Source organism: uncultured Oceanisphaera sp., assembly GCF_947495715.1.
Lineage (GTDB): Bacteria > Pseudomonadota > Gammaproteobacteria > Enterobacterales > Aeromonadaceae > Oceanimonas > Oceanimonas sediminis.
Genome location: NZ_CANLZU010000012.1, coordinates 100,836 through 124,774 on the forward strand (window position 1 = coordinate 100,836; position 23,939 = coordinate 124,774).

The 23,939-nt window shown below is 56.4% G+C and carries 26 protein-coding genes; 8 read left to right on the forward strand and 18 right to left on the reverse strand.

What is annotated here, in order from left to right; genetic code table 11:
* Positions 1 to 237: 237 nt before the first annotated feature.
* Positions 238 to 858 carry a TetR/AcrR family transcriptional regulator gene (locus Q0753_RS09240; RefSeq protein ID WP_298719753.1) on the reverse strand — a complete coding sequence of 207 codons (621 nt, stop codon included), beginning with the start codon at positions 856 to 858 and terminating at the stop codon, positions 238 to 240.
* 191 nt (positions 859 to 1,049) lie between these two features.
* Complete coding sequence (locus Q0753_RS09245) at positions 1,050 to 1,481, reverse strand: heme-binding protein (RefSeq protein ID WP_298719755.1); 432 nt, start codon at positions 1,479 to 1,481, stop codon at positions 1,050 to 1,052.
* Between the two features lie 277 nt (positions 1,482 to 1,758).
* On the opposite strand from Q0753_RS09245, the gene Q0753_RS09250 reads away from it, so the two are divergent.
* Entirely contained in the window at positions 1,759 to 2,331 is a 573-nt protein-coding gene (locus tag Q0753_RS09250; RefSeq protein WP_298719757.1) for a superinfection exclusion B family protein, read from the forward strand.
* Positions 2,332 to 2,403: 72 nt separating this feature from the next.
* On the opposite strand, the gene Q0753_RS09255 is transcribed toward Q0753_RS09250, so the two are convergent.
* The 14 genes from Q0753_RS09255 to Q0753_RS09320 all read right to left on the reverse strand — a co-directional run bounded on the left by Q0753_RS09255 (position 2,404) and on the right by Q0753_RS09320 (position 12,940).
* Positions 2,404 to 2,595, reverse strand: a complete 192-nt coding sequence (locus tag Q0753_RS09255) for a bacterioferritin-associated ferredoxin (protein WP_298719759.1) — start codon at positions 2,593 to 2,595, stop codon at positions 2,404 to 2,406.
* Between the two features lie 272 nt (positions 2,596 to 2,867).
* Positions 2,868 to 3,293 carry a TIGR01244 family sulfur transferase gene (locus Q0753_RS09260; protein ID WP_298719761.1) on the reverse strand — a complete coding sequence of 142 codons (426 nt, stop codon included), beginning with the start codon at positions 3,291 to 3,293 and terminating at the stop codon, positions 2,868 to 2,870.
* Positions 3,294 to 3,457: 164 nt separating this feature from the next.
* A complete protein-coding gene (gene tuf / locus Q0753_RS09265; protein ID WP_298719763.1) occupies positions 3,458 to 4,642 on the reverse strand; it encodes an elongation factor Tu in 1,185 nt (394 codons plus the stop codon).
* Positions 4,643 to 4,705: 63 nt separating this feature from the next.
* Positions 4,706 to 6,802: an elongation factor G gene (gene fusA / locus Q0753_RS09270; protein ID WP_298719765.1), complete on the reverse strand. Its 2,097-nt coding sequence runs from the start codon at positions 6,800 to 6,802 to the stop codon at positions 4,706 to 4,708.
* 75 nt (positions 6,803 to 6,877) lie between these two features.
* Positions 6,878 to 7,348: a 30S ribosomal protein S7 gene (gene rpsG / locus Q0753_RS09275; RefSeq protein WP_298719767.1), complete on the reverse strand. Its 471-nt coding sequence runs from the start codon at positions 7,346 to 7,348 to the stop codon at positions 6,878 to 6,880.
* Between the two features lie 84 nt (positions 7,349 to 7,432).
* The gene (gene rpsL, locus Q0753_RS09280; RefSeq protein ID WP_071474210.1) at positions 7,433 to 7,807 is read right to left on the reverse strand and encodes a 30S ribosomal protein S12; all 375 of its coding nucleotides are present in this window, start codon (positions 7,805 to 7,807) and stop codon (positions 7,433 to 7,435) included.
* Between the two features lie 135 nt (positions 7,808 to 7,942).
* The gene (tusB, locus tag Q0753_RS09285; protein ID WP_298719772.1) at positions 7,943 to 8,227 is read right to left on the reverse strand and encodes a sulfurtransferase complex subunit TusB; all 285 of its coding nucleotides are present in this window, start codon (positions 8,225 to 8,227) and stop codon (positions 7,943 to 7,945) included.
* 8 nt (positions 8,228 to 8,235) lie between these two features.
* Positions 8,236 to 8,592 carry a sulfurtransferase complex subunit TusC gene (gene tusC, locus Q0753_RS09290; protein ID WP_298719774.1) on the reverse strand — a complete coding sequence of 119 codons (357 nt, stop codon included), beginning with the start codon at positions 8,590 to 8,592 and terminating at the stop codon, positions 8,236 to 8,238.
* A gap of 28 nt (positions 8,593 to 8,620) precedes the next feature.
* The gene (gene tusD, locus Q0753_RS09295) at positions 8,621 to 9,022 is read right to left on the reverse strand and encodes a sulfurtransferase complex subunit TusD (RefSeq protein WP_298719776.1); all 402 of its coding nucleotides are present in this window, start codon (positions 9,020 to 9,022) and stop codon (positions 8,621 to 8,623) included.
* A gap of 49 nt (positions 9,023 to 9,071) precedes the next feature.
* Positions 9,072 to 9,455, reverse strand: a complete 384-nt coding sequence (locus Q0753_RS09300; protein WP_298719778.1) for a RidA family protein — start codon at positions 9,453 to 9,455, stop codon at positions 9,072 to 9,074.
* Positions 9,452 to 10,186: a PAS domain-containing protein gene (locus Q0753_RS09305; protein WP_298719780.1), complete on the reverse strand. Its 735-nt coding sequence runs from the start codon at positions 10,184 to 10,186 to the stop codon at positions 9,452 to 9,454. The genes Q0753_RS09300 and Q0753_RS09305 overlap by 4 nt, the downstream gene beginning before the upstream one ends.
* 124 nt (positions 10,187 to 10,310) lie before the next feature.
* On the reverse strand, positions 10,311 to 10,622 hold the full coding sequence (locus Q0753_RS09310) for a DUF2845 domain-containing protein (RefSeq protein WP_298719782.1): 312 nt from the start codon (positions 10,620 to 10,622) through the stop codon (positions 10,311 to 10,313).
* Between the two features lie 105 nt (positions 10,623 to 10,727).
* Positions 10,728 to 11,222, reverse strand: coding sequence for an acetolactate synthase small subunit (gene ilvN / locus Q0753_RS09315; RefSeq protein ID WP_298719784.1), 495 nt, complete (start codon positions 11,220 to 11,222; stop codon positions 10,728 to 10,730).
* On the reverse strand, positions 11,222 to 12,940 hold the full coding sequence (locus Q0753_RS09320) for an acetolactate synthase 3 large subunit (protein WP_298719786.1): 1,719 nt from the start codon (positions 12,938 to 12,940) through the stop codon (positions 11,222 to 11,224). The genes ilvN and Q0753_RS09320 overlap by 1 nt, the downstream gene beginning before the upstream one ends.
* Positions 12,941 to 13,772: 832 nt before the next feature.
* Here Q0753_RS09320 and leuA point away from each other — a divergent pair.
* Genes leuA through leuD form a run of 4 tightly spaced genes read left to right on the forward strand, consistent with a single transcriptional unit; the run spans position 13,773 to position 18,448 of the window.
* Positions 13,773 to 15,338, forward strand: coding sequence for a 2-isopropylmalate synthase (gene leuA / locus Q0753_RS09325; protein WP_298719788.1), 1,566 nt, complete (start codon positions 13,773 to 13,775; stop codon positions 15,336 to 15,338).
* A 2-nt stretch (positions 15,339 to 15,340) separates the two neighbouring features.
* The gene (gene leuB / locus Q0753_RS09330) at positions 15,341 to 16,441 is read left to right on the forward strand and encodes a 3-isopropylmalate dehydrogenase (protein ID WP_298719790.1); all 1,101 of its coding nucleotides are present in this window, start codon (positions 15,341 to 15,343) and stop codon (positions 16,439 to 16,441) included.
* The gene (leuC, locus tag Q0753_RS09335; protein WP_298719792.1) at positions 16,441 to 17,838 is read left to right on the forward strand and encodes a 3-isopropylmalate dehydratase large subunit; all 1,398 of its coding nucleotides are present in this window, start codon (positions 16,441 to 16,443) and stop codon (positions 17,836 to 17,838) included. The genes leuB and leuC overlap by 1 nt, the downstream gene beginning before the upstream one ends.
* Positions 17,839 to 17,848: 10 nt before the next feature.
* A complete protein-coding gene (gene leuD, locus Q0753_RS09340) occupies positions 17,849 to 18,448 on the forward strand; it encodes a 3-isopropylmalate dehydratase small subunit (protein ID WP_298719794.1) in 600 nt (199 codons plus the stop codon).
* A 63-nt stretch (positions 18,449 to 18,511) separates the two neighbouring features.
* Here the strand turns inward: leuD and Q0753_RS09345 are convergent, their stop codons facing one another.
* Positions 18,512 to 18,802 carry a PilZ domain-containing protein gene (locus Q0753_RS09345; protein ID WP_298719796.1) on the reverse strand — a complete coding sequence of 97 codons (291 nt, stop codon included), beginning with the start codon at positions 18,800 to 18,802 and terminating at the stop codon, positions 18,512 to 18,514.
* Positions 18,803 to 19,068: 266 nt separating this feature from the next.
* Between Q0753_RS09345 and thiB the strand changes: the two genes are divergently transcribed.
* Genes thiB through thiQ form a run of 3 tightly spaced genes read left to right on the forward strand, consistent with a single transcriptional unit; the run spans position 19,069 to position 22,284 of the window.
* A complete protein-coding gene (gene thiB / locus Q0753_RS09350) occupies positions 19,069 to 20,004 on the forward strand; it encodes a thiamine ABC transporter substrate binding subunit (protein ID WP_298719804.1) in 936 nt (311 codons plus the stop codon).
* Positions 20,004 to 21,605: a thiamine/thiamine pyrophosphate ABC transporter permease gene (thiP, locus tag Q0753_RS09355; RefSeq protein ID WP_298719806.1), complete on the forward strand. Its 1,602-nt coding sequence runs from the start codon at positions 20,004 to 20,006 to the stop codon at positions 21,603 to 21,605. The genes thiB and thiP overlap by 1 nt, the downstream gene beginning before the upstream one ends.
* Positions 21,589 to 22,284, forward strand: coding sequence for a thiamine ABC transporter ATP-binding protein (gene thiQ, locus Q0753_RS09360; protein ID WP_298719798.1), 696 nt, complete (start codon positions 21,589 to 21,591; stop codon positions 22,282 to 22,284). Before thiP ends, thiQ begins: the two co-directional genes overlap by 17 nt.
* Here thiQ and Q0753_RS09365 read toward each other — a convergent pair.
* Positions 22,281 to 23,660 carry a PhoH family protein gene (locus Q0753_RS09365; protein WP_298719800.1) on the reverse strand — a complete coding sequence of 460 codons (1,380 nt, stop codon included), beginning with the start codon at positions 23,658 to 23,660 and terminating at the stop codon, positions 22,281 to 22,283. The genes thiQ and Q0753_RS09365 overlap by 4 nt on opposite strands.
* Positions 23,661 to 23,939: the final 279 nt, after the last annotated feature.

A 23,939-nucleotide genomic window follows, 5' to 3' on the forward strand; every position in this document is an offset into this window, starting at 1 on the left:
TATTTTACCGACGGATAACCTGAATCTTGCATCAGGCCGTTAATCCATTGTCACCAATGAGTATTTATCAGGCATGTGCTCAGGTTACGGCGGCGAGTTTTTTCGTCCTTTATATAAAGTGTAGCGGGAACGGCGCCGGATAACGGCGGGTGAAAAGAAGTCATGACAGATGAAAAAAATGACGTCAGTACAAGGTACTGACGTCATCAAGGTCGCAAGGTAACAGGCAAGTAGTTATCAGGTGGTTGGCAGGGATTGTACCTCACAGCCGCCAATCACCAGCCGGGTAATCAATTGAGCGGCCCGCTCGAAGTCCTGCTCGTCCAGCTCCTGCTTGCCCAGTGCCATGGTGATCTGCCAGTTGAAGTCCGCATAGGTCTGGGTCGAGGCCCAGATGGCGAACAGCAGATGATGAGCATCGACCGGTGCCATCAACCCCTGCCCCATCCAGTCGGTCAGTTTGGCGCTCAGGGTGCGGGTCTGCTCACTCAGGCGCGCTATGATGTCTTCCGGCAGGTGCGGGGCGCCATGCATGATTTCATTGGCAAACACCTTGGAGGCGTAGGGGTAGTCTTTCGAAATGATCAGCTTGGATTTGATATAGGCCGTCAGGGCCATGACCGGATCCCGATACTCGATAAAAGGTGCCGAGGCCGCCAGTAAAGGCTCGGTCACGCTCTCCAGCACGGCGCGATAGAGTTTTTCCTTGCTGCCGAAATAATAGTAGATATTGGGTTTCGGCAGCTCCGCCAGCACGGCGATATCGGCGGTCTTGGTGGCGGCGTAACCGTTTTCGGCAAAAACACGGCTGGCGGCGCGGATGATGATTTCTTCGTTTTTAGCTCTGATCCGGGACATACTGATTTTCAGGCTCCAGGCCATAAAATAAGAAGTGATATTGACTAACCATACCCGAGTTCCGGTCGTAGTTCGGCAAAAAACGCAAAAAAAAAGCGCCCACACTGGTGAGCGCTGAAACGAGTAACCAAGGTTACCCCTCGACCAAAACAACAGGTTTACTTATCAGGCTGACTGCCTGAAACCGAGATTCAGGCGCAATCTGCTACCAGCTCGGCCAGCTTGACACCCGCGACGGCACAGGCTTCATCGACATCGGGTTGATCACCGCTGATGCCTACCGCGCCCAGAATCTGGTTCTGTGCATCACGGATCAGCACGCCACCCGCCGCCGGAATGATATTGCCCCCCGCCATTACGTTAACGGATGCCATAAATGCCGGTCTGGCGGCGGCCACGTCTGCCAGACCGCGAGAACTGCGGCCCAACGCAACCGCGCCCCAGGCTTTGCCGGTGGCAATATCGGGGCGCAACAGGCTGGAGCCGTCCTGACGCTGCAGCGACACCAGACGGCCGGCATTATCCAGCACGGCAACGGTGAGCGGCGCAGCAGAGACTTCCAATGCGTGCTGCAAGGCACCACGTGTGATGGTCAGCGCCTGTTCAAGTGTAACTGTACTCATTTACCTGGACTCCCTGTCTACTGTAACAATAGAGGTTATTTGAATACTAATAAAACACAAAATACACACAATGTTAAGATATTTTGTACACACTTAACGTAAAGGTAATTTATTTATCACTTATTTACGCCAAGCAAGCCCCTGCACGACAGCCACCCGCCCAGCCTCATATCTGCCAGATGTCATACTCGCCATGGCACTTGCCTGGCTCATGGCACGCACTTTGCTTTAATGCTTGCTACTTCAGACGGGTGCGTCCGGGATTGTGGAGAAGAAGATGCTGGATTTAAGACAGGTTTCACCGCTTAACTGGTTTATGTGCTGGCTGCTGCTGAGCTGCATGCTGGTGACACTGCTGCCAGAACAGCTGTTTTCCGGTGCTTTCGGCCTCTGGCTGAATGACTATCGGCTGCTGTTTGTATTGGGTATGGTGGCGTCTGCGTCTTACTTTTTATCCCACGCCGCCGTTATGCTGTTTCAGCATGTGTTTTATCGCAAGCAGCGCTTGATGCAACAGAAGCTGCTGAAGGAATTACTGGACTACCTGGACGCCAGCGAAAAGGCGGTGCTGCGCGAGTTCGTGCTGCAGCGGAAAAACGTCATAAAATTGCCGGTCACCGAACCGGCCGTCAAAAATCTGCTGGAGCAGGGCATTCTGACCTATGCCTTCGGTGAACCCGGAGAAGCCGGCCTCAACGCCATCAAGCCCTTGATGATTACCATAGCCGCACGGCCTCTGCTCACCTTCAAGGTGCTGGGTTTGAACCCCACGAACATGACCGACGAACAAAAGCACCTGATCCTCAACAACCGACCCAAGTACGCCTACAAGCAACTGGACAGACACTGAATCGGGTTTTGATTCTTTTGCCCAAACGCAAAAAAGCCCCTTGCGGGGCTTTTCATGGCGGGTTGATGAGGTTCAGGCCACTTCATAGTAAAGCTGTGCCTTGGCATTTTCTTCTGCCAATATAGCCAGGGCAACCGGGATGCATTTGCCACATTGGGCCCCCACACCGAGTTCCTGTTTCAGATCTCTGAATTCGGTGTTGCCTTCTGCCACCGCCGCACGCAGCTGGCTGTCGGTAATGCCCTTGCACAAACACACATACATTGATGAACCCTCCGCGTTAATGCGGTAAATCTAAATGATATGAGTTATCAATGCAAGTCATAATTCGTTGAAAAAAGCGCCTCGAATCACATATTCAGGCTGTATCGTCACCCCGCTCCAGGCCTGATACGGGGTCAGAAATGGGTCGCCGCTCAACTCGGCCAACATGGGCCTAGCCGGTGACTACATCACAATCGCTACCGTCCCGGGATTCTGCCACAGGGTGGCCTTGTCATCACCTGGCAGCCGACTGAAAGCAACAGCTGCATCACTTAGCGCTTGGCTGATGCGGCGCTCAGACGCGGTGCCAGAGCCGACAGGTCATAACCGGCAGCGGCGGCAAGCCCCAGCAACTCGGCCGCCGGCTTTTCAGCCGCCTGAGCCAGCGCCCACAGGGTAATGGAACGGGTGCCGGTTCGGCAGAAGGCCAGTACCGCCTCGCTTCCGGCCAGCGCCTGACCAAAGTCGGCTACCGCCTCATCGGTAAAGTGACCGGAAGAGATGGGTATCCAGTGCCAGTCAAAGCCTTGCGCTCTTGCCTCGGCCGCCAGAGCCTCCGCCGCCGGCTGCCCTTCAACCTCACCATCGGGCCGGTTGCAAATCAGCGTCTGGTAACCCAGCGCCTTTAGCTGCGAGAAATCGGCTGCGGTCACCTGGTCGGCAACCGAGAAAGAGGAAGTAACCGGTTTGATGTCCATATAACACCTCGGTGAATTGACTGAATGGCTCAGATAGCAACATCGCTAACCGCAGATTGCAAACCAATAACATTAGCACATGTTGATGTTATTGGTTTGCCGTCGCGCCCCCAAACGAAAAAAGGAGGCCGAAGCCTCCTTTTTCGTGCAATCAAGAAACGTTATTACTTAACGATCTTGGCTACAACGCCGGCACCTACGGTACGGCCACCTTCACGGATGGCGAAACGCAGACCGTCTTCCATCGCGATAGGAGCAATCAGGCTAACAACCATTTTGATGTTGTCGCCAGGCATAACCATTTCAACGCCTTCCGGCAGTTCGATGGTACCGGTCACGTCAGTTGTACGGAAGTAGAACTGGGGACGGTAGCCTTTGAAGAACGGAGTGTGACGACCGCCTTCTTCCTTGGACAGCACGTATACTTCGGATTCGAAGTCGGTGTGCGGGTTGATTGAACCCGGCTTGGCCAGAACCTGACCACGCTCAACGTCTTCACGCTTGGTGCCACGCAGCAGAACGCCTACGTTCTCACCAGCACGACCTTCGTCCAGCAGCTTGCGGAACATTTCAACGCCGGTACAAGTAGTCTTGATGGTATCTTTGATACCAACGATTTCCACTTCTTCACCAACTTTAACGATACCGCGCTCAACACGACCGGTAACAACGGTACCACGGCCCTGGATTGAGAACACGTCCTCGATCGGCAGCAGGAAAGCACCGTCAACGGCACGCTCGGGCTCGGGGATGTAGGAATCCAGAGCATCGGCCAGTTCGATGATTTTCTCTTCCCACTGTGCATCGCCTTCCAGGCCTTTCAGAGCAGAGCCCTGGATAACCGGAATGTCGTCGCCCGGGAAGTCGTACTCGGACAGCAGTTCGCGCACTTCCATTTCTACCAGCTCGAGCAGCTCTTCATCGTCAACCATGTCACACTTGTTCATGAACACAACGATGTAAGGTACGCCTACCTGGCGGGCCAGCAGGATGTGCTCACGAGTTTGCGGCATAGGACCATCGGTCGCAGCAACAACCAGGATAGCGCCATCCATCTGAGCAGCACCGGTGATCATGTTTTTAACGTAATCGGCGTGTCCAGGGCAGTCAACGTGAGCGTAGTGACGAGTGTCAGTGTCGTACTCAACGTGAGAAGCAGCGATGGTGATACCACGCGCTTTTTCTTCGGGAGCGTTATCGATCTGGTCGAATGCGCGGGCGGAACCGCCGTTCTTTTTGGCCAGCACGTTGGTGATGGCAGCGGTCAGAGTGGTTTTACCGTGGTCAACGTGGCCGATAGTACCTACGTTTACGTGCGGTTTGTTACGTTCAAATTTTTCTTTAGACACGGACTAGTCCTTCCTAGTTTGATCCCACCCATTATAAGGATGGGGAGTTTAAACAAAGATTAGTTAACCTTTACGAGCAATAATCGCTTCAGCCATGCTGGCAGGTACTTCGGCGTACTTGGCAAACTCCATGGAGTAAGAAGCACGACCTTGCGACTGTGAACGCAGGTCTGTAGCGTAGCCGAACATTTCAGACAGCGGCAACACGGCATTAATAACCTTGCCGGAGGGGCCATCTTCCATGCCTTCGATGATACCACGACGACGATTCACGTCACCGATAACATCACCCATATACTCTTCCGGCGTCTCTACTTCAACCTTCATCACAGGTTCAAGCAGCACGGGATTACATTTCATGAAGCCCGCTTTAAACGCCATAGAACCGGCGATTTTAAAGGCCATTTCAGAAGAGTCAACATCGTGATAAGAACCATCGTACAGAGTGACCTTGATGTCTTCGATCGGATAACCCGCCAGAACGCCCTGCTTCATCTGTTCCTGAATGCCCTTGTCTACTGCCGGGATGTACTCCTTGGGAATAACACCACCGACAACGGCGTTCTCGAAGATGTAGCCGGTGCCTTCTGCCTGCGGCTCGATCTTGATCCATACATGACCAAACTGACCACGGCCTCCGGACTGGCGTACGAACTTGCCTTCCTGTTCGATGCTGTCACGGATACTTTCACGGTAGGCAACCATGGGCTTACCCACGTTGGCTTCTACCTTGAATTCACGCTTCATGCGGTCAACGAGAATATCCAGGTGCAGCTCGCCCATACCGGCGATGATGGTCTGCCCCGATTCTTCGTCGGTCCATACGCGGAAAGACGGATCTTCCTGCGCCAGACGACCCAGTGCCAACCCCATTTTTTCCTGGTCGGCCTGGGTTCTGGGCTCAACAGCCACGGAGATAACCGGTTCCGGAAACTCCATCCGCTCCAGAATGATAGGCGCGCTCGGGGCACACAGGGTGTCACCGGTCGTCACGTCTTTCAGACCGATAGCGGCGGCGATATCACCGGCACAAACGGATTTGATCTCTTCACGCTTGTTGGCATGCATCTGGACGATACGACCGAAACGCTCACGCTTGCCCTTGACCGAGTTCAGCACGGCATCACCGGTGTTAACCACACCGGAGTACACGCGGAAGAAGGTCAGGTTGCCCACGAACGGGTCGGTCGCAATCTTGAACGCCAGTGCAGAGAAAGGAGCGGCGTCGTCGGCCGGACGTGTGTCCGGCGTTTCGCCGTCTGCTTTCAAACCACTGATGGCGTGAACTTCTACCGGCGACGGCAGATAGTCAATCACCACGTCCAGCATCGCCTGTACGCCCTTGTTCTTGAACGCAGAGCCACAGGTGACCAGGATGATTTCGCTGTTCAGCACGCGACTACGCAAAGCAGCTTTGATTTCCGCTTCCGACAGCTCGCCGCCTTCCAGGTACTTGTCCATCAACTCTTCATTGGCCTCGGCTGCAGCCTCAACCAGGTTCTGATGCCATTCGTCGGCCAATTCCTGCATGTCGGCAGGAATGTCTTCGTAGACAAAAGTGGTACCGTGGTCTTCTTCACTCCAGTTGATGGCCTTCATCTTGATGAGGTCAACAACGCCGGTGAAGTGTTCTTCTGCGCCGATCGGCAGCTGAACAGGGACAGCTACGCCTTTGAGGCGTGACTTGATCTGCTCAACCACCCGCAGGAAATTGGCACCGGTACGGTCCATCTTGTTGACGAACGCAATACGCGGAACCGCATACTTGTTGGCCTGACGCCATACGGTTTCAGACTGGGGCTGAACGCCACCAACGGCACAGTAGACCATAACGGCACCGTCGAGCACCCGCATGGACCGTTCGACTTCAATAGTGAAGTCAACGTGCCCGGGAGTGTCGATGATATTAATACGATGCTGTGGATACTGATGCGCCATACCATCCCAAAAACAGGTAGTCGCGGCAGAGGTAATGGTAATACCACGCTCTTGTTCCTGCTCCATCCAGTCCATGGTAGCAGCGCCATCATGTACTTCGCCGATTTTATGGCTTACACCGGTATAAAACAGCACCCGTTCGGTGGTTGTCGTTTTACCGGCGTCAATGTGAGCGCTGATACCGATGTTGCGGTAACGCTCAATGGGAGTTGTACGAGCCACAATAATATCCTCTTGCTAAGGTCGATTGTCCTTAGTAAGCAATCAAACGGGTGCGGCAATGCCGCACCCATCCAATTACCAGCGGTAGTGGGCAAACGCTTTGTTTGCTTCGGCCATACGGTGCACGTCTTCACGCTTCTTAACCGCAGAACCTTTGTTTTCAGAAGCATCCAGCAGCTCGCCAGCCAGACGCTGAGCCATAGATTTTTCACCACGCTTACGAGCGGCGTCTACCAACCAGCGCATGGCCAGGGCATTACGACGCACGGGGCGTACTTCAACCGGCACCTGGTAGGTAGAACCACCTACACGGCGCGATTTAACTTCAACAGTAGGACGAATATTGTCCAGCGCTTCTTCGAACAGCGCCAGATGCTCTTTGCTGGTCTTGTCAGCAACGATTTCCAGAGCACCGTAAACAATCTTTTCAGAGGTAGATTTCTTACCATCTACCATTACGATGTTTACGAATTTTGCCAGCAGCTCGGATCCGAACTTGGGATCCGGCAGGATTTTACGCTGGCCGATTACGCGACGTCTTGGCATTGCAAACTCTCCGTAACTTCAGGGATAACCCAAAACACAACAGGTTAAAAAATAAAATGTTTGGCCTTACTTAACGGAGAACCATTAAGACTTGGGCTTCTTGGCACCGTACTTGGAACGGGCCTGGCGACGTGCGGAAACACCTGAGGTGTCCAGTGCGCCACGTACGGTGTGATAACGCACACCGGGCAAATCTTTAACACGACCGCCACGGATCAGCACGACGGAGTGCTCCTGCAGGTTGTGGCCTTCACCACCGATGTAGGAGTTGACTTCGAAACCGTTGGTCAGACGAACACGACATACTTTACGCAGTGCGGAGTTCGGCTTCTTCGGGGTGGTGGTGTATACGCGGGTACATACGCCGCGTTTCTGCGGGCAAGCTTCCAGCGCCGGCACGTTGCTTTTAGCTACGGCTTGTTGGCGAGGCTTGCGAACCAGCTGGTTAATTGTTGCCATTAACAGCTCCTGAAAAGTATCGTTCTACAGTTGTGAAAAATCTATCCCCAAAAGCGGGGACGCAAAATTCTATGCTTGCCGTGCTGGCGAGTCAAGATTTATACAATTTTTGGCACATGATTTGTGCAAAAGTCGTCACCAGGCCTGAGGGCTGCCCAGTTTTGCCACCAGTTCGACCAACCCGGCCATGGTAACAGGTTCACCCAGCCCATGCGTCAGCCCCCGCGCCTGCAGGTCTTCCTGCATCACATAGAGGCGTCTGCTGTCGGCCAGGGCCTGTAACCGTGTCTGCCAGGCAGGTACCGTGACCGCAATCACCGCATCCTGCCATAACAATAACCGATCGTCATTCTGCATCTGCGCCAGCACCTGCTCCAGATCGTGACGCGCGAAGGGAGAGTGTTTTACCGTATGTAGCATGGGGGTCCTCAGAAACTCAGCCGTACCGGGTAATCCGCCAGCCGTTGCTGCAATTCGGCCGGTGACAGCACCGCCGCCTCGATGGCCAGCCGTTCGACCGGCAGGCCACGCTCGGCCAGCGCCTCGGCGCTGATGTAGACGTTGTCGACATCATACAGCTCGAGCAGGCCGAAGGTGGGCGCATAATGCCGCCCCAGTATTAAGGACGGGTCCTGATCGGCCAGCAGCTGATAGACACCATCGTCGATAAAGAACACGCCGATGTCTTCACTCAGCGCCGAGGTAGCCAGCACCGCGTCCAGTCCTTCCCGGCCGGAAGCCGAGCCATGAGGCGGCGTTCGAAAAATAAAGGCGACCTTGTTCATCGGCATATACTCGTTAAGTTACCGCCACTCAAAATTGCACCACCCGGTCGGCACTCAGCGCCGCCTGCGCCAGCGAGCCCAACCCGCTGAGCCGAAAAGGCGCCGCCAGGTTCCACTGTTCCAGTCCGGCCTGAGTCGCGCTCGGCTCGTCGCTGACACCACGGCGCAGTGCGGCGGCCACACAAACATCCAGCGTCAGTCCATGCTTGGCGGCCAGCTCGACCCAGGCCTGCTGCAGGTGAGTTTCATCGCCGGCCGGCTGCACCAGCTGGCTGGCGTTATGTACGCCTTCCTGATAGAAGAAAATCTGATTGATCACATGGCCCTGCTGCAACAGGGCACGCGCAAAGCGGTAGGCATCCGCCGCCGACTGGGTACCGTAACAGGGGCCGGTGACCAAGAGTGCAAACTGCAGGGAAGCTGGTTTCATGACGGGATCCGGACAGAATGGGGCAACCGACGGCTGCCCCGGGCAAGACTTATTCGACGTAGGCAACCGCTTCCACTTCTACCAGCACGTCTTTCGGCAGACGGGCCACTTCCACACAGGAACGCGCCGGCGCACCCAGGGTGAAATAGCTGGCATAGACTTCGTTGAAGGCCAGGAAGTTGTTCATGTCGGACAGGAAGCAGGTGGTCTTCAGCACGCTGGAGGCATCGGCACCGGCTTCGGCCAACACGGCCATCAGGTTGTCCATTACCTGCTTGGTCTGGGCTTCGATACCGCCTTCAACCACATCCATGCTTACCGGATCGAGCGGGATCTGGCCAGAGGTATACACCATATTGCCGATGCGGGTAGCCTGAACATAAGGACCAATGGCGGCGGGAGCCTGGTCGGTGGCGATGATTGTTTTAGTCATGGGTTCTCCTGGTGGGGCGATGGTTCTTCGTCATCGCGTTTTTTTTGTCGAATATAAAGATAAACGGTGTGTTTGGATATATTGAGCTTGTTCGACACCATGGCAATGGCGTCCTTGATGTCGAAAATGCCCTTTTCATAGAGGGTAGTGACAATCTGCTTGTTCTTGGCGTTGTTGGCCACATCCGGATCGGCGTTGATGGCATCGATGGTGCGCTCCACCGTCAGGGTCACCAGCTCTTCCACGTTGTTGTTGAAGTTTTCCGGCGACACTTCGGCCCGCTCCGCCACTCTGGGTAGAAAGTCGGCCATCAGTTCGTGAAACGGCGCGCCCAGGTGCAGATTGATGCACAGAAGGCCGATGGCCTCGCCCTGCAGATCACGCAGTAGCTGGACCGAGGATTTCATCGGGGTACCTAACCGGCTCTGGGTAAAGCAGGTCAGCCACTGCGCCTCCCCTTGCCGCTCAAGCTCGGGCAACAGCCGAAGCGCCGGCTCGCCTATGGGCGCGCCGACCTGACAGCCACTCAGGCCGCCGTTGGCCACCTTGAGTACCGAGCGATTCGGGTCTGCCAGCGAGTGCAATACCACCTCACAGTGCTTGCCGAACATCTCGGCCAGACCATCGACCAGAACGCCGTGGAGATCCAGCAACTGCCGGTCTTGCCGGCTGAATGCATTTTTGGCTGCACTTTTATTCAGGGAACGGGCCGTCCCACTTTCCGCTGGCATTTCTGGCTCCCACCCACCAAACATCTGGCTCTGATTTTCAACTGCTGATGACAGATGTCAACTATTTTTGAGACCAGCTGGGAGCCCGCTCGCGCCGTCAGAGAAATTTAAGCTACAAACCTGGTCAGCCTCGGGGGCCATTTTCGATGCTGACAATTTTTCCCCTTCTGATAGTGACAATTTGCATGAATTGATAACGGCCAAAATGATAGGTCCAGCGCTCGCCATCGGGCTCTTGGTACCAACGGCCATAATGGTTGCGATAATGCCGCCAGGCCGTTTCCCGCACCAGGGGCTCACCACAGTAAAGCAACAACAGAGCGGTGGGATCACCGTCGGTGATCAGCCGGTTGTTGCAACGCATGCTGTCTGCCTGGGCCGGCACCAACGCCAGGCACAACCAAAGCAGCCCCCCTCCTGCCCACCCGTAACGCATCGGCACCTCCTGCCCCAAGCATAGTTCGCTCGCCGCAAGGAAAGCCGTTCGTCAGGCAATAAAAAACCGCCCGCAGGCGGTTTTTCAACATCAGGCAACAGGGACTCAAGCGCGCAGGGATTTCTCGCCGCGCGACACGCCGCAGACGCCGCTGCGAACCACTTCCACCACTTCGGTGGTTTCACTCATGTTGCGAATAAAGGCGTCCAGCTTGTCGCTGGTGCCGACCAGCTGCACCGTATACAGGTGCGGGGTCACATCGACGATCTGGCCACGGAAGATATCGGCGGTACGTTTGACTTCATCGCGGTTGGCACCATCGGCGCGTACCTTGACCAGCACGATTTCCCGTTCGATATGATCGCCTTCGCTCAGATCACTGACCTTGAGCACATCCACCAGCTTGTTCAGCTGTTTGGTGATCTGTTCGATGACCCGATCATCACCGGTGGTGACGATGGTCATCCGCGACAGGGTCGAATCTTCGGTCGGCGCCACCGTCAGGGTCTCGATGTTGTAGGCCCGCTGGGAAAACAACCCCACTACCCGGCTCAAGGCGCCGGATTCGTTTTCCAGCAACAGGGATATAATACGCCGCATCAGGTTCTCTCCGTTTTGCTTAACCACATTTCATCCATGGCTCCGGTTTTGATCTGCATGGGATAGACATGCTCTTCCGGGTCAATCTGAATATCCATAAACACCAGCTTGTCGGTCATGGAGAAGCATTTCTCCAGCGCCGCATCCAGCTCTTTCGGGTCGGAAACCCGAATCCCTACATGACCGTAAGACTCGGCCAGCTTGACGAAATCGGGCAGAGAATCCATGTAGGAGTGACTCTGACGGCCCTCGTAGAACATCTTCTGCCACTGCTTCACCATGCCCAAAGCATGGTTGTTCATGGAGATGATTTTCACCGGTATGTTGTACTGCATACAGGTGGACAGTTCCTGAATGTTCATCTGAATGGAGCCGTCACCGGTGACGCACACCGACACCGCGTCGGGACGCGCCAACTTGGCACCCATCGCCGCCGGCAAGCCAAAGCCCATGGTGCCGAGGCCACCGGAGTTGATCCACTGGCGCGGCTTGTCAAACGGATAGTAGAGGGCGGCAAACATCTGGTGCTGGCCCACATCGGAGCTGACCATGGCCTCGCCCTTGGTGATGCGATAGACCGACTGGATCACCTGTTGCGGCTTGATGTACTGCTCGCTGGTTTCAAAGCTCAGGCACTGACGGGCGCGCCACTGCTCGATTTGCTCCCACCAGTCGCTCATCGCCTGCGGGTCGGTTTTCAGACCCAGCTCGCGAATGGCTTCCAGCATTTGCGCCAGCACCGTATCGGCGGAGCCCACGATGGGAATATGGGTTTTGATATTCTTGGAAATCGAGGTCGGATCTATATCCACATGCACTATGGTGGCGTGCGGACAAAACTTCTCGACGTTGTTGGTCACCCGGTCGTCGAAACGGGCACCGATGGCCAGAATCAGATCCGAGTTATGCATGGTCTTGTTGGCTTCATAGGTACCATGCATGCCGAGCATACCGACAAACTGCTTGTGAGTACCGGGCATGGCACCCAGGCCCATCAGGGTGTTGGTCACCGGCAGATTGAACAACTCGGCCAGCTGAACCACCAGGGCACTGGCTTCGGCGGTAACGGCACCACCACCCACGTACATGACAGGACGCTTGGCATCGGCCAGGGCTTTCATCGCCTTCTTGATCTGGCCTTTATGCCCGACACCGGTCGGACTGTAGGAGCGCATTTCCACCGAGCTGGGGTACACATAGGGATGCTTTTCTTTCGGATTCTGCACATCTTTGGGCAGATCCACCACCACCGGGCCGGGGCGCCCGGTGGCCGCGATGTAATAGGCTTTCTTGATTGCCAGTGGAATATCTGCGGCGGTCTTGCACAGGAAGCTGTGCTTCACGATGGGCCGCGAGATACCGATCATGTCGGTCTCCTGGAAGGCATCGTCACCGATATAGAAGGTAGGCACCTGGCCGGACAGGACAACCATGGGAATGGAGTCCATGTAGGCGGTGGCAATACCGGTAATGCAGTTGGTCGCCCCCGGGCCCGAGGTGACCAGCACGGTACCCACCTTGCCGGTGGCGCGGGTATAGCCATCGGCCATGTGCACGGCCGCCTGTTCGTGACGAACCAGCACGTGTTCCATCTTGCCGTTTTCAAATAAGGCGTCATAGATATCAAGCACTGAACCGCCGGGGTAACCGAATATATGCTCGACTCCCTGATCTTCCAGCGCCCGCACTACCATTTCCGCGCCTGATAACATCTCCATGATAAGCCCTCCAGGCTTGTACTCCATTCACCTTGTCATCTTCCGCAGCCTGAACAGCCCGGTCGAACTGAAGTAATATGGCAAAGTGAACAGTTTTTTATCTTTATGAAACAAATACTTCTGCCACACAGCATATAAATAGGCAGAAAAAGGATCAAAAATCACCTTAACCTGCTTTAAATCACTTGTCTACGAGCTTTATAAAAAGCGACGTCCGACCATGCCCAGGCAGAGCTCTCAGCGTTTTTATAGCACGGACGCCATACGGAAAACGGGGCCAGTTTCGAGCCTGAAGTCAGACCAAATCACGGTTTGAACCGGGTTGCCGCCTTCATGGTCCGGCTACGTCTCCGTTAATGCCATGTCACACCATTGCACTAGCATGCACTATGTTGAGATGAACAGATGACATCATTATTACCCCTTTTTCTGCAAAAAATACCCACCGCCAACATGAGACATAAAAACCAATAAAAATTAAAAAACAAGAACTAAAACCCAGATTAAGAGCTAAATAACAACATAAAAAACCACACAACAAGATGACAACCTTATCAACCCCACAAGCTGTCTTTTGTTATCGGTATCGCTAATATTGACACCATCATCGATTCCCGTTATTGGTATAGCGTTGTTAACGGATTCTTCTTCGGTGATGAGTGCTATGTTCAAACATATTCAGCTACTACTACTAACCTCAGGGGTGCTCAAGCGCACGGGTCGAGCGTAGCTGGAATTCATCATCCACATCTATTCATACTAAAACCCGTGCCATCCGCACGGGTTTTTTATATCTGTCGCGGGCGGCAAGGAACAACAGAGGGAAAGCGACATGTCGAACCAGGTCATTATATTCGATACCACCTTGAGAGATGGTGAGCAGGCGCTTTCCGCCAGCCTGACGGTCAAGGAAAAATTACAAATTGCCTATGCATTAGAGCGCTTGGGCGTAGATGTGATGGAAGTCGGTTTCCCCATTTCATCACCCGGTGATTTCGAGTCGGTGCAGACCATCGCCCGTCACATCAAGAACAGCCGAGTCTGCGCCCTGTCGCGCGCACTCAAGGCCGATATCGACGCCGCCGGCGAAGCCTTGCGGGTCGCGGATCAGTTTCGCATCCACACCTTTATTTCCACCTCCGACATTCATGTGCAGAGCAAACTGCGCAAGGATTTCGACTCGGTGCTGGAGATGAGTGTCGGCGCGGTCAAGCATGCCCGTGGTTATACCGACGATGTGGAATTTTCCTGCGAAGATGCGGGCCGCACCCCCATCGACAACCTGTGTCGCATGGTCGAAGCGGTGATCAAGGCCGGCGCCACCACCGTCAACATTCCCGATACCGTGGGTTACACGGTGCCGAGCGAATTCGGCAGCATCATAGAGGCGCTGTTCAACCGGGTGCCCAACATCCATCAGGCAGTCATCTCGGTGCATTGCCATGACGATCTGGGCATGTCGGTGGCCAACTCCATCGCCGCAGTACAACAAGGTGCTCGCCAGATCGAATGTACCATCAACGGCATCGGCGAGCGGGCCGGCAACTGCTCGCTGGAAGAAGTGGCCATGGTCATGAAGACCCGGGGCGACTTGCTCGGAGTGCACACCAATATCAAGCATCAGGAAATTTACCGTACCAGCCAGCTGGTGCGTAACCTGTGCAACATGCCGGTGCAGCCCAACAAGGCCATAGTGGGTGCCAACGCCTTCGCCCACTCGTCCGGTATTCATCAGGACGGTGTACTGAAGAACAAGAATACCTACGAGATCATCACCCCCGAGAGCATCGGCCTGCCCAAGAATCAGCTCAACCTGACTTCCCGCTCCGGTCGCCACGTGATCAAGCATCGCATGGCCGAGATGGGTTACACCGAGCAGGACTACGATCTCGATACCCTCTACACCAGCTTTCTGGCATTGGCGGATCGCAAGGGTCAGGTATTCGACTACGACCTGGAAGCGCTGGTGTTCTTCAGCCAGATCCACGAAGAGCCGGAGCAGTTCAAACTCAATTATCTGAGCGTGCAGTCGGGCAGCAATGTGATGTCGACCGCCAGCGTGCGCATGAGCGTCGGCGGCGAAACCATCAACGAAGCCGCCGTGGGCAATGGTCCGGTCGATGCGGTCTACCAGTGCATCAACCGCGTCACCGGCTACGACATTCGTATCGACAAGTACGAAGTGAAGAGCAAGGGCGAAGGTAAAGATGCCCTCGGCCAGGTAGACATTGTCGCCGAATATAAAGAACGCAAGTTCCACGGCATGGGACTGGCCACCGACATCGTCGAATCTTCGGCCCAGGCGCTGATACATGTGATCAACAGCATCTACCGGGCCGAGCAGGTCGCGGAAAAGAAAGAAGAAATTCAGAAAAAAATTCGTATGGAGACAGTGTAAGTATGAGTGCAAGCTACAAGGTTGCCGTATTGCCCGGAGACGGCATCGGCCCCGAGGTGATGACCGAGGCGCTGAAGGTACTGGACAAGGTGCAGACTGAATTCGGTTTCAGCCTGGAACTGAGTCACCATGATGTGGGCGGTATCGCCATCGACAACCACGGCACTCCCCTGCCGGCAACCACCCTGGCCGGCTGTGAAGCCGCCGATGCGGTGCTGTTCGGCTCGGTGGGCGGCCCCAAGTGGGAAAATCTGCCCCCCAACGAGCAGCCGGAACGTGGTGCCCTGTTGCCCCTGCGCGGTCACTTCAAGCTGTTCTGCAACATGCGTCCGGCCCGTATCTACCAGGGTCTGGAAGGTTTCTCGCCGCTGCGCGCCGACATCAGCGCCCGCGGTTTCGACATCGTCTGCATGCGTGAGCTGACCGGTGGCATCTACTTCGGTCAGCCCAAAGGTCGCGAAGGCACCGGCGCCAACGAGAAGGCGTTCGACACCGAGGTCTATCACCGTTTCGAAATCGAGCGCATCGCCCGCCTGGCCTTCGAAGCCGCCCGCGGTCGTCGCGGCATCGTCACCTCGGTCGACAAGGCCAACGTACTGCAGGCCTCCATCCTGTGGCGCGAAGTGGTCATCGACGTCGCCAGGGACTACCCGGATGTGACTCTGAACCACATCTATATCGACAACGCCACCATGCAGCTGATCAAGGATCCGTCCCAGTTCGACGTCATGCTGTGCTCCAACCTGTTTGGCGACATCATCTCCGACGAAATGGCGATGATCACCGGCTCCATGGGCCTGCTGCCCTCGGTCAGCCTCAACGACAAGGGCTTTGGCCTGTACGAACCGGCCGGCGGCTCCGCCCCGGACATCGCCGGTCAGGGCATCGCCAATCCCATCGCCCAGATCCTGTCTGCCGCCCTGATGCTGCGTTACAGCTTCAAGCAGGAAGAGGCCGCTCAGGCCATCGAACGTGCCGTGAGCGAAACCCTGGCCGCCGGTTACTTCAGTGGCGACCTCTACAGTGCCGACGCCGCACACCCGGTGCAAACCACCGCCCAGATGGGTGAGCAGATCACCGCCCGTATCCGGAGAGCAAACTAATGGCTACCACCCTCTATCAAAAAGTATTCGACGCCCACCTGGTGCGCGATCAGGCCGGTGAAACGCCGTTGCTGTATATCGACCGCCATCTGGTACATGAAGTGACCTCGCCCCAGGCCTTTGACGGCCTGCGCGAAAAAGGCCGCAAGCTGCGTCGCCCGGATCGCACCTGGGCCACCATGGACCACAACGTGTCCACCCAGACCAACGACATCGCCGCCTCCGGTGAAATGGCCCGCATCCAGATGGAAACGCTGGCCAGCAACTGCGCAGAGTTCGGCGTACCGCTCTATGATCTGCACCACAAGTACCAGGGCATAGTGCACGTGATCGGCCCCGAGCTGGGCCTGACCCTGCCCGGTACCACCATCGTCTGCGGCGACTCCCATACCGCTACCCACGGCGCCTTCGGCGCCCTGGCGTTCGGTATCGGCACCTCGGAGGTTGAGCACGTCATGGCCACCCAGACCCTGAAGCAGGGCCGGGCCAAAACCATGAAGATTCAGGTCAACGGCGAGCTCAAGCCGGGCATCAGCGCCAAAGATGTGGTGCTGGCCATTATCGGCAAGGTCGGCCACGCCGGCGGTACCGGTTATGTGGTGGAATTCTGTGGCAACGCCATCGCGTCGCTGTCGATGGAAGCCCGCATGACCATCTGTAACATGGCCATCGAGCTGGGCGCCAAGGCCGGTCTGGTTGCCCCCGATCAGACCACCTTCGACTACCTCAAGGGCAAGCCCTTTGCGCCCGAAGGCGCCGACTGGGAGCAGGCCGTCGCCTACTGGCAGACCCTGAAGTCCGATGACGACGCCGAATTTGACGCCGTTATCGAGCTGGACGGTGCCGATATTGCGCCGCAGGTCACCTGGGGTACCAACCCGGGCCAGGTGATGCCGGTGAACGGTATCATCCCGGTTCCGGCAGACATCAAAGACCTCACCGAGCGGCAGTCTGCGGTCAAGGCACTGCAATACATGGATATTCCGGCCGGTGGCAAGCTCACCGATGTCAATATCGACAAGGTGTTCATCGGCTCCTGCACCAACAGCCGCATCGAAGACTTGCGCGCCGCCGCCGCCATCGCCGAGGGCCGCAAGGTGGTCTCCGGCGTACAGGCCTTGGTGGTACCGGGCTCACAGCAAGTGAAGGCCCAGGCAGAAGCGGAAGGTCTGGACAAGATTTTCATCGAAGCCGGCTTCGAATGGCGTCTGCCGGGCTGCTCCATGTGCCTGGCCATGAACAACGACCGGCTGCAGCCGGGCGAGCGTTGTGCCGCCACCAGCAACCGCAACTTCGAAGGCCGCCAGGGCCGCGGTGGTCGCACTCATCTGGTGAGCCCGGCCATGGCCGCCGCCGCCGCCGTCTTCGGTCACTTTGTCGACATTCGGGAATTATAAGGGATACAACATGAGCGGATTCAAGCAGTTAACCGGTATTGCCGCCCCTTTGGATGCGGCCAACGTAGATACCGATCAGATCATCCCGAAGCAGTTTTTGCAGAAGGTCACCCGGTCCGGCTTCGGCAAACACCTGTTTCACGACTCGCGCTTTCTCGATGATGCCGGCGAGCAGCCCAACCCGGAGTTTGTGCTGAACCAGACTCCTTACGACCAGGCGGTGATCCTGCTGGCACGGGAAAACTTCGGTTGTGGCTCCAGCCGCGAGCACGCGCCCTGGGCATTGGCCGACTTCGGTCTGCAGGCAGTCATCGCCCCCAGCTTTGCCGACATCTTCTATGGCAACGCCATCAACAACGGCATGGTACCGGTGCGGTTGACCGAAGAGCAGGTCGATGCCCTGTTCCAGTACGCCAAGGCCAATAAAGGGGCCGAGATCACCGTCGATCTGGAAGCCCAGCAGGTACGTGCCGGCGAGCTCAACTTCCCGTTCGAAATCGACGAGTTCCGCCGCTACTGTCTGCTCAACGGCCTCGACAACATCGGCCTGACCCTGCAACATCAGGATCAGATCGACGCCTATGAGGCCAAGCAGCCCAGCTGGCTGTAAGCGGTTTCAAGGTAATAGATGTCAACGCCGGCGCAAGCCGGCGTTATTGTTTGTACTCATGACTCAGTGCACGTCACTCAATACCAGCGCCACCATGTCGGTACTCTCTCCGGCATCCACCCGGATCACGCTGGCGGTGGCAATCAGCGGCTCTACCCCCGAGTCGGCAGAAGGCAACACCAGCCGCCATTCCTGTCCCACCGCGCATTGACCGGTGGCCACTTCCATCAGTACACCTTCGGCACTGAGGTTACGGCAAATTCCCTCTACCCGTTGCCGGGTCGTGGCCAGAATAACCCTGGAGTCGAGCTGCATACGACTGAACAGTCGCTGTTCTTCTTGAGCTGGCATCATGGTTCACCTTCCTTGTCAGGCTGTGGCTTATCAGGCTGTGGTTTATCAGAGACGGTTTACAAGACACTGGTTTAGCAAAAAGAATAACCCTACAATAACGGCCATTCTTAAACGGGGTGCGGCCAACCGCTGAGATCATACTCGTGCATCGCCCCCGGCTCGTGCCGGCGCAGGAATTCAAGCTTTCGGCCTTATCCATCCACAAGGAGTGGCCTGTGAACAAGTTCCTTATTGCCCTTTCCCTGCTCGTGACAGCCGGCCAGGCAATGGCACAAATACCGACTCTGACCATCTATACCTATAGCTCATTTGCGTCCGATTGGGGGCCCGGCCCGGCCATCAAACAAGCCTTTGAAGCCGAATGTGCCTGTCGGCTCGAGCTGGTGGCGCTGGATGACGGTGTCTCCATTCTGAATCGACTGCGGCTGGAAGGCCGTCATAACAAGGCCGATATCATATTGGGACTCGACAACAATCTGCTGCAGGCCGCCAAGGACACCGGGCTGCTGGCCGAACATGGCCAGTCGCTGGACGGTATCACGGTGCCCGGCGGCTGGAACGACAGCACCTTTCTGCCCTACGATTACGGTTATTTCGCCTTTATCTACGACGCCGACAAGCTGCAGCAACCGCCGCAGAGTTTTGCCGAACTGCTGGCTCGTCCCGAACTGACCTTGCTGTATCAGGATCCCCGCACCAGCACTCCCGGTCAGGGCCTGATGCTGTGGGTACAGAAGCTGTATGGTGACGAGGCCCCGGCCGTGTGGCAGAACCTGGCCAAGCGTACCGTGTCGGTGACCAAGGGCTGGAGCGAGTCCTACGGCATGTTCCTCAAGGGTGAGGCGGATCTGGTGCTGTCCTACACCACCTCTCCGGCCTACCATATCGAGGCCGAGCAAAAGAGCCAGTATCGGGCCGCCAGCTTCGAGGAAGGGCATTATCTGCAGGTGGAAGTCGCAGCCATGCTCAGCAACAGCCAACAGCCCGAACTGGCCAGGCAGTTTATGCAATTCATGGTCAGCCCCGCCTTTCAGCAAGAGATTCCCGCCGGTAACTGGATGTATCCGGTGATCGAGACGCCGTTACCCGCCAGCTTCGATACCCTGATCAGCCCCGAGCAGAGCCTCGTGTTTAGCGCCGAACAGGTGGCCACCCAACGCAGCGGCTGGCTTCGACAGTGGCTGAGTGCCGTCACTCGCTGATGCACCGCAAGTATTGGTGGCTGCCGGGCAGCTTGAGCCTGCTCGGTATTCTGCTGCTCACTGCCGGACCCATTGCCGCCCTGCTGGTGCAAAGCAGTCAGAGCGGCCTGTCTCGCCTGCTGCACGACAGTTACCTGCACCATGTTGTCTGGTTCAGTTTCTATCAGGCGTTGTTGTCTACCCTGCTGAGCCTGCTGCTGGCTATTCCGCTGGCACAGGCTCTGTCCCGTCGCCAATTTCCGGGCCGGGGGCTCTTGTTGCGGTTGTTCGGGCTGTCACTGGTGCTGCCGGTCATTCTGGTGGTATTCGGCATCGTCACCGTGCATGGCCGTCAGGGCTGGGTGAACCAGCTGCTGCAGGCACTGGGGGTCGACTCTGTGGGTTATCTGTACGGCCTTGCCGGCATACTGCTGGCTCACGTGTTTTTCAATATGCCGCTGGCGGCCCGTATTCTGCTGCAAGGCATAGAGAGCATACCGGCCAGTCAATGGCGAATCGCCAGCCAACTCGGTTTCAGCGGCTGGCAATTGTTCCGCTGGCTGGAATGGCCGGCGATCAGAAGTGCGCTGCCAGCATTGGCCAGCATGATCTTCATGCTGTGTTTTACCAGTTTCGCTACCGTCATGGCCCTGGGCGGCGGCCCTAAATCCACCACCCTGGAAGTGGCCATTTATCAGGCGTTGCGCTTCGACTTCGATCTGCCACTGGCGGGCATGCTCGCCTTGTTGCAGCTGTTGTTCTGCAGCGGTTTTCTGCTGCTGCAATACGGGCTGACTCGCGGGCAGCCAGAGCAGAACAGCAGCAACGAGCTTGCGCTGCGGCCGGATAGACTGCGTATCGGTGTGCGCCTGTGGGATGCCCTGATCCTGACGCTGAGCCTGGGGCTGTTTCTGCCGCCCTTGCTGGCCATCATCGTCAGCGGCCTCAACCCTCGACTATGGCCTGCCCTGAATTCACTCCAGCTGTGGCAAGCCACTCTGACTTCGATGATCATTGCCGGCTGTGCGGCATTGCTGTCGGTACTGCTGACCCTAGGACTACTCAGCAGCAGCCGCTATTTGCGTTTGCAGTTACATCGCAGGCTCGGTGCCGCCCTGATGGAAGCCTCCGGCTCCGTCATTCTGGTGCTGCCGGCGGTGGTGCTCTCGACCGGGCTTTTTATTTTGCTGCGTAACGTGGCCGATGTTTTTACTCTGGGGCCGGTACTGGTGTTGCTGGTCAACGCCCTGATGGCGTTGCCTTATGGGCTGCGCGCCTTGCAGTTGCCGATGGAGCGGGTTGCCCGTCAGTATGGCCGGCTCTGTACCAGCCTCGATGTTCAGGGCATGGCACGGCTCAGGCTGGTGGAATGGCCGCTGCTGCGCAAGCCCATCGCGCTGGCACTGGCGCTGGCGATGATGCTGTCGCTCGGCGATCTCAGTGCCATTGCCCTGTTCGGCAGCCAGTCACTGCAGACCCTGCCCTGGCTGCTGTATCAGCAATTGGGCAACTATCAGATGACAGATGCCGCCGCCACGGCGCTGATGCTGTTGCTGCTGAGTCTCGGCCTGTTTGGTTTGATAGAAGGTGTGCTGGGAGGCAAAGATGCTGCAACTGAATAATCTCTGCTCCCGCTATCCGGAGCAGGAACTCTGTTTTACCCTTGCGGCCAATGCCGGTGAAGTCACCGCGCTTATCGGCCCCAGTGGGGCCGGAAAATCCACCCTGCTGGCCATGGTGGGTGGCTTTACCCAAATTGATTCCGGGCAGCTGCTGCATGATGGCCGGGATCTGCTGCCACTGACTCCGGCCCGGCGGCCGATCACCACCCTGTTTCAGGATAACAACCTGTTCTGGCATATGACGGTGTATCAGAATATTGCCATCGGCCTGTCCCCCTCGTTACGCCTCACGCCAGAACAGCAGGCAAGGGTGCAGCAGGTGGCCAGTCAGGTCGGCATAGAAGCCTTGCTGAACCGCAAACCTGCGAGCCTGTCCGGCGGTCAGCAACAAAGGGTGGGGCTGGCTCGCTGTCTGGCCCGTCGCCAGCCGGTGTTACTACTGGATGAACCTTTCTCCGCCCTGGATCCGGCCTTGCGCTTCGAGCTACTGGAACTGCTACGCAATCAGACCGATCGGCTGCAACTGACGGTATTGCTGGTCACCCACCACCCGGAGGAAGCCGCCAGGGTCGCCGACAACATCGCCTTTGTGCATGACGGCCGCATCCTGGAGCAAGGAAAAAGGGAGCTGTTGTCAGCTCCCCAAACCAAAGAGTTGAAGGCCTATCTCGGCCGCTAGAGATTTTCTTCCGCAAAGGAGGCGAGTCGGCTGCGAACCACGCCGTTGAGGTACACATTGGCACTGCCTTCAAAATCCTTGAAGCGTTCCACTATGTAGGTCAGCCCGGAGGTCACCGGGGTCAGGTAGTTGGAGTCTATCTGGGCCAGGTTGCCCGAGCACACCAGTTTGGTGCCTTCACCACAGCGGGTAATGATGGTCTTCAGCTGCGAGGCGGTCAGGTTCTGGCATTCATCCAGCAGCACGAAGGTATTCTGGATACTGCGTCCGCGCATGAAGTTGACCGATTTGAACTGAATATTGGCCTTGCCCATGATGTAACTGAGCGAGCCGTCCATGCATTCATCCTGCTTGTGCAGTACTTCCAGCGTATCGGTGATGGCCGCCAGCCAGGGCGCCATTTTCTCTTCTTCGGTTCCCGGCAGAAAGCCGATGCTTTCGGCTATTTCCGGTGTATTACGCGTCACGATAACCTTGTCGTAAATCCCTTTTTCAATGATCATTTCCAGTGCCGACGCCATGGCCAGCAGGGTTTTACCGCTGCCTGCCGGACCGGTGAGGATCACCAGCTCGATATTGGGATCAAGCAGCGCATCCAGCGCCATGGCCTGATAGATGTTCTTGGGATGAATCCCCCAGGCCTTGCGCCCCATCATTCGCTCTCGGCCCAGGTCGACGAAACGGACCTTGCCATCGGCCTTGTTCAGTACACGACCGGCAAAGTCATCCGTGTCATCAACCAGGTACTGATTGATGTAAGCTCCCGGCAGCAATTCGTCGGCGACGGTATGAATGACCTCCCGGCCATGAGTGGTGCTGTCGCACTCGCCCACCCTATCCCAGAAGCTGTTTTCCTGGTGATAAAAACCCTTGGATAACAAACGGATATCATCAACCAGCTGATCGGACCGGTAGTCCTCCACATATTGCAGACCCGCGCCCTTGGCCTTGAGCCGCATATTGATGTCTTTGGTCACCAGCACCGCCATGCCTTCGGCAGTATGCTTTTGCAGATAGAGTGCGGTATTGATAATGCGGTTATCGGCTTCATCATCGGTAAATACCGCATAGCCTTCCGGCAAGTGTCGGTCGGTAATGATGGCGATGGTACCCGAAGCTTCAGCGCCCTGAAGACCCAAGGGGACTCCGGCCACAATCTGCTCGGGAGTGGCGTCGTGAAAAATTCCTTCCAGTGTGCGAATCGCGACCCGGGCATCCCGACTAACGTCTTTTTGCCGATCCTTGATGCGATCCAGCTCTTCAAGCACCGTCATGGGAATGACGACGTTATGTTCATTGAATGAATAAATGGAGAGAGGTTCGTGCAGTAGTACGTTGGTATCCAGAATAAAGCGTTTACGGTCATTGTCGTCCATAGACATGCTCCCTCGGGCTTGGCCCTTATCATGGTCATTGCCCAGTTAAAGCACAGTGCAATGACAGCTTTATTACAACCTAACGCTATGCCGTTTTTCTACTTCAGGCAAGCAATCTTGTCTGATGGATAAACATGAATGAGTGCCAGCTCACTTTTTCGAAGACGCAAAAAAGCCCGATACTTTCGTATCGGGCTTTTTAATTGGGTGCCTGGCAGTGACCTACTTTCACATGGCAGCTGCCACACTATCATCGGCGCGGGTGCGTTTCACTTCTGA

What these genes read in the sequence shown, in the direction of transcription:
- rpsL (WP_071474210.1), bottom strand. Translation starts at nt 7,807, where the DNA reads ATGGCAACAATTAACCAGCTGGTTCGCAAGCCTCGCCAACAAGCCGTA.
- Q0753_RS09245 (WP_298719755.1), bottom strand. Translation starts at nt 1,481, where the DNA reads ATGAGTACAGTTACACTTGAACAGGCGCTGACCATCACACGTGGTGCC.
- Q0753_RS09305 (WP_298719780.1), bottom strand. Translation starts at nt 10,186, where the DNA reads ATGCCAGCGGAAAGTGGGACGGCCCGTTCCCTGAATAAAAGTGCAGCC.
- Q0753_RS09345 (WP_298719796.1), bottom strand. Translation starts at nt 18,802, where the DNA reads ATGATGCCAGCTCAAGAAGAACAGCGACTGTTCAGTCGTATGCAGCTC.
- thiP (WP_298719806.1), top strand. Translation starts at nt 20,004, where the DNA reads ATGCACCGCAAGTATTGGTGGCTGCCGGGCAGCTTGAGCCTGCTCGGT.
- tusC (WP_298719774.1), bottom strand. Translation starts at nt 8,592, where the DNA reads ATGAACAAGGTCGCCTTTATTTTTCGAACGCCGCCTCATGGCTCGGCT.
- Q0753_RS09250 (WP_298719757.1), top strand. Translation starts at nt 1,759, where the DNA reads ATGCTGGATTTAAGACAGGTTTCACCGCTTAACTGGTTTATGTGCTGG.
- rpsG (WP_298719767.1), bottom strand. Translation starts at nt 7,348, where the DNA reads ATGCCAAGACGTCGCGTAATCGGCCAGCGTAAAATCCTGCCGGATCCC.
- ilvN (WP_298719784.1), bottom strand. Translation starts at nt 11,222, where the DNA reads ATGCGGCGTATTATATCCCTGTTGCTGGAAAACGAATCCGGCGCCTTG.
- Q0753_RS09320 (WP_298719786.1), bottom strand. Translation starts at nt 12,940, where the DNA reads ATGGAGATGTTATCAGGCGCGGAAATGGTAGTGCGGGCGCTGGAAGAT.
- Q0753_RS09365 (WP_298719800.1), bottom strand. Translation starts at nt 23,660, where the DNA reads ATGGACGACAATGACCGTAAACGCTTTATTCTGGATACCAACGTACTA.
- thiB (WP_298719804.1), top strand. Translation starts at nt 19,069, where the DNA reads ATGGCACAAATACCGACTCTGACCATCTATACCTATAGCTCATTTGCG.
- leuB (WP_298719790.1), top strand. Translation starts at nt 15,341, where the DNA reads ATGAGTGCAAGCTACAAGGTTGCCGTATTGCCCGGAGACGGCATCGGC.
- Q0753_RS09240 (WP_298719753.1), bottom strand. Translation starts at nt 858, where the DNA reads ATGTCCCGGATCAGAGCTAAAAACGAAGAAATCATCATCCGCGCCGCC.
- leuD (WP_298719794.1), top strand. Translation starts at nt 17,849, where the DNA reads ATGAGCGGATTCAAGCAGTTAACCGGTATTGCCGCCCCTTTGGATGCG.
- thiQ (WP_298719798.1), top strand. Translation starts at nt 21,589, where the DNA reads ATGCTGCAACTGAATAATCTCTGCTCCCGCTATCCGGAGCAGGAACTC.
- tusD (WP_298719776.1), bottom strand. Translation starts at nt 9,022, where the DNA reads ATGAAACCAGCTTCCCTGCAGTTTGCACTCTTGGTCACCGGCCCCTGT.
- leuA (WP_298719788.1), top strand. Translation starts at nt 13,773, where the DNA reads ATGTCGAACCAGGTCATTATATTCGATACCACCTTGAGAGATGGTGAG.
- tusB (WP_298719772.1), bottom strand. Translation starts at nt 8,227, where the DNA reads ATGCTACATACGGTAAAACACTCTCCCTTCGCGCGTCACGATCTGGAG.
- Q0753_RS09255 (WP_298719759.1), bottom strand. Translation starts at nt 2,595, where the DNA reads ATGTATGTGTGTTTGTGCAAGGGCATTACCGACAGCCAGCTGCGTGCG.
- Q0753_RS09300 (WP_298719778.1), bottom strand. Translation starts at nt 9,455, where the DNA reads ATGACTAAAACAATCATCGCCACCGACCAGGCTCCCGCCGCCATTGGT.
- leuC (WP_298719792.1), top strand. Translation starts at nt 16,441, where the DNA reads ATGGCTACCACCCTCTATCAAAAAGTATTCGACGCCCACCTGGTGCGC.
- Q0753_RS09310 (WP_298719782.1), bottom strand. Translation starts at nt 10,622, where the DNA reads ATGCGTTACGGGTGGGCAGGAGGGGGGCTGCTTTGGTTGTGCCTGGCG.
- Q0753_RS09260 (WP_298719761.1), bottom strand. Translation starts at nt 3,293, where the DNA reads ATGGACATCAAACCGGTTACTTCCTCTTTCTCGGTTGCCGACCAGGTG.